The 3,658-nt window shown below is 44.8% G+C and carries 4 protein-coding genes and 1 pseudogene; all 5 read left to right on the forward strand.

The window, feature by feature from the left end; translation table 11 throughout:
• Positions 1-859 (forward strand): hypothetical protein (locus Xbed_RS19835; protein ID WP_086114234.1); only part of this gene is annotated, 859 nt, incomplete at its 5' end.
• Between the two features lie 3 nt (positions 860-862).
• The gene (locus Xbed_RS18125; protein WP_086114235.1) at positions 863-1,246 is read left to right on the forward strand and encodes a hypothetical protein; all 384 of its coding nucleotides are present in this window, start codon (positions 863-865) and stop codon (positions 1,244-1,246) included.
• A gap of 162 nt (positions 1,247-1,408) precedes the next feature.
• On the forward strand, positions 1,409-2,560 hold the full coding sequence (locus tag Xbed_RS18130; RefSeq protein ID WP_086114236.1) for a phage major capsid protein: 1,152 nt from the start codon (positions 1,409-1,411) through the stop codon (positions 2,558-2,560).
• Between the two features lie 44 nt (positions 2,561-2,604).
• Positions 2,605-3,150: an HK97 family phage prohead protease gene (locus Xbed_RS18135; RefSeq protein WP_086114237.1), complete on the forward strand. Its 546-nt coding sequence runs from the start codon at positions 2,605-2,607 to the stop codon at positions 3,148-3,150.
• A gap of 2 nt (positions 3,151-3,152) precedes the next feature.
• A pseudogene (locus Xbed_RS18140) lies at positions 3,153-3,658 on the forward strand (phage portal protein); the annotation flags it as partial.

The raw sequence follows: 3,658 nt of genomic DNA on the forward strand, positions 1-3,658 counted from the left end.
CACGATTGAAACAAAACCTGTCAGCGACGGAGATAATACCGTTGAGTTAAAGATCTCTGTGCCGGAAAGACCTTTTATTGCTAAAGAATATCCAATTGGTCATAAAGATGATCCGTTTGAGAAAAGTAAAATTGAATCACAAATTCAGGAGAGGTTATCTAAAAGAACTTATCCAGATCAAAATGGGGCTAGTTTATGTGGACCAGCAGCATTTTTTTATTGTTTGCAGATGGACAGACCTGATATTTATGAGCAAGCTGCCCGTGAATTATGGCGATATGGTAAGACTAAAATAGGTGAATTAGAAATCAAGCCGGGCGATGGTTGCCGGCATCCTAAAGGATCTTTTTGTAATCAGTATGGTGAAAGGATTTCAGGATTAGATTGGTTGACATTAGCCAGTTTAAGAGATTCAGAAAATACGATTATGAACTACGATGAAATTTCAGATCAAGTGGCTGGTATTACCATGTGGGAAAAATTAACAGAGTGGTTTGAAAAAGCTGGATATGAAAAGGTTTTTGACAACATAAGTGTATTCTCACATAGTAATGTGAACGATATAATAAATTTAAATCAATATATAAAAAAAGGATATCGAGTTGTAAGTTTAATATCAGCCGGAATGCTAGATAGTATCACTGGTGACACTTCAATGAAAAATCATTGGGTTGTATGGGAAGGCGAAGTTAGTTCAAAAGGGATACCAATAAATTCAAATGAGATAAATAATGACAATATGGTTAATTTAAATATGTTTTCTTGGGGTAAAATTTATCAACAAGTTAAAGGGGGTAATAATTTGAATTATTTTCTTAAACATACATTTGGAGGGTTGGTTTTCAAGCCAATAAAATAAGCAATGAGTAGATTTATTTTAATTATATCTTTTTTGTTTATTTCCGCTTGTTCAAAGCAAGCTGTTCATATCTATCCTGATGGAAATTATCTAACAGATGCTAAGATTGGTACACCATATAATGAATTAATAAGAATACCTGGTGTTATAGATAAGAGTTTTGGCGCAGAAATAACACCTGAAAACTCGGGTTTAACATGGAGTCCTAGTGATTATACTGTCCCTGTAAAACCAGTAACAGCAAAGGATTACAGCCGTATAAAAATACAAGGCACTCCTACACATGCTGGAGAAATACGAATAAAGGTAGCTGGGGCAATTTACGGGACAATGCTAAATGGAGCAAATGATTTTGAAAAGATATACATTATAAAAGTGAGTAAATAGGCATTAATAAAAAATGGCGAGTTAAATCGCCATTTAAAATTATTTTTTGTAAATATTTTGTCTTCATGTTTTCTCTTGTTTAGCCTCTGAATTCCAGAGGCTTCTTTATTATTTTTCATCGTGTTAAATAGTATTTAAATAAACAAATAACGCAAAAACACCATGAAGAAATTACTTGAATTACGCCAGCAGAAAGCAACTTTCACCGAACAAATGCGCTCGCTGCTCACCCAAGCCGAAACTGAAAAGCGCTCACTGACCGAAGATGAAGCCAAACAGTTTGACGAGCTGCGCAGCCAGTCCGACGCCCTGAATACAGAAATTGCCCGTTATGAGGCATTGTCTGATGAAGAACGCAGTCAGGCGAAGACCCAACCGACCAATGACACCCTCAGCAATGACGAACTGCGCCATTATCTTCTGACCGGAGAAACGCGCACCTTGTCCACGGGCGTCCCGTCAGACGGTGGCTATACCGTTATCCCCGAACTGAATAAGCAGATCATGCAGCAATTGGCTGATGAGTCGGTCATGCGCCGGATCTGTACCATCAAGACCACTCGCAGCAACGAGTATAAGCAACTAGTTTCGGTGGGTGGCGCAGCGGTGGCTCACGGCGAAGAAGGCAAAGCACGCGGTGAAACCACGACGCCGAAGATGGAAGAGGTCAGCATTAAGCTGTTCCCGATTTACGCTTACCCCAAAACCACCCAAGAAATCATCGATTTTAGCGATGTGGATATCTTGGGCTGGCTGACCTCAGAGATTGCAGATACGTTTGTCGATACCGAAGAAACCGACCTTGTGAGTGGTGACGGCAGCAAGAAAGCGAAAGGCTTCCTGTCTTATCCCCGTGATCCCCAAGCCGATAAGGTACGCGCTTTCGGCACGCTGCAAAAGCTGGAAGTCAGCACCCTTGAGGCCGATAGCCTGATTGACCTGAAATTCCTGCTCAGGAACAAATACCGCAAGAACGCCGTGTGGGTGATGAACTCCACGACCGCCGCCAAAGTACAAAAGCTGAAAAACGGCAATGACGATTATATCTGGCGCGAGCGTTTACAGGCGGGTGACCCTGATATGTTATTGGGCTTGCCTGTCCATTATCTCGAATTTATGCCGGAAGGGGTGATCGGTCTGGGTGACTTCAAACGCGGTTATTTCATTGTTGACCATCAAACGGGCACCCGTACCCGTCCCGACAATATCACCGAGCCGGGATTTTATAAGGTACACACAGATAAATATCTGGGCGGCGGTCTGGTTGACTCCAACGCCATCAAAGTGCTGGAAGTGAAAGCAGCCAGCAAATAAGTGAGAGGGGCACTGCGCCCCTTTGTCGTCTTGGAGTCTATCAAATGAATGATATTGAATTAAGAACGGCTTCCCTTTCTGCCAGTGATAAGAAACTGACGGGCTACGTGATTAAGTGGAACAGCCGATCCCAAGTTTTGTGGGATGAGTTTGTGGAGCAGTTCGCCGCGAATGCCTTTAGCGCCAGTTTAACGGCGGGTACTGATGTCAGGGCGCTTTATGAACATGATCACACGAACCTGTTAGGCCGCACCACCTCCGGTACGTTACAGCTTGCCGAAGATGCCACCGGATTACGCTTCGAGTTAACCCCGCCTGACACCCAATTAGGGCGTGATGTACTGACGCTGGTTGAGCGTGGTGATATTTCCGGTATGTCCTTTGGCTTTCGTGCCATTAAAGATCAGTGGGATGTAGGGCAAGAGCCGTATTTGAGAACGGTTTTAGAAGCCGAACTGCGGGAAATCACCATCACCAGCTTGCCCGCTTATCCTGACAGTGGGGTGGAGATTGCCAAGCGTTCCCTGAATGCCGCCAAACCTTGTGATGCCGATTTGCGTCATTACTGGCTGCAATTGTCCGAGGTGTGATTATGTGGCCTTTTAAGCGAAAATCCGCTGAGACGCGCAGCATAAGCATTGATGAGTTCCTTTCTCTGGCGGGCATGGCTAACACCAAATCAGGTGAGCATGTTTCCCCGTCCACGGCGGAGGGCTTGCCTGCGGTGATGAATGCGGTCACGGTGATCAGTGAAGCCGTTGCTACCATGCCTTGTTACCTCTATCGGGTGCAGCACCAGAACAGTAAAGAATCCCGCGAATGGCTCAGTGATCACCCCGTGGATTATTTACTCAATGAATGCCCGAATGACTGCCAGACGCCGTTTCAGTTCAAGCGCACCCTGATGCGTCATTGCCTGCTGAATGGCAATGCCTATGCCGTGATTGTCTGGGGTAAAGACGGCCAGCCGCAATCATTGCACCCTTACCCGCCGTCAGCGTGGTAGCACAACGCTTATCCGATCACCGCTTCGCCTACACCATCACAGAACCGTATAGCGGCAAGGTGAAAACCTACCTACAGGAAGAAGTGTTGCAT

Origin of the sequence: Xenorhabdus beddingii, assembly GCF_002127545.1 — a bacterium.
Classification (GTDB): domain Bacteria; phylum Pseudomonadota; class Gammaproteobacteria; order Enterobacterales; family Enterobacteriaceae; genus Xenorhabdus; species Xenorhabdus beddingii.

What these genes read in the sequence shown, in the direction of transcription:
- Xbed_RS18125 (WP_086114235.1), top strand. Translation starts at nt 863, where the DNA reads ATGAGTAGATTTATTTTAATTATATCTTTTTTGTTTATTTCCGCTTGT.
- Xbed_RS18130 (WP_086114236.1), top strand. Translation starts at nt 1,409, where the DNA reads ATGAAGAAATTACTTGAATTACGCCAGCAGAAAGCAACTTTCACCGAA.
- Xbed_RS18135 (WP_086114237.1), top strand. Translation starts at nt 2,605, where the DNA reads ATGAATGATATTGAATTAAGAACGGCTTCCCTTTCTGCCAGTGATAAG.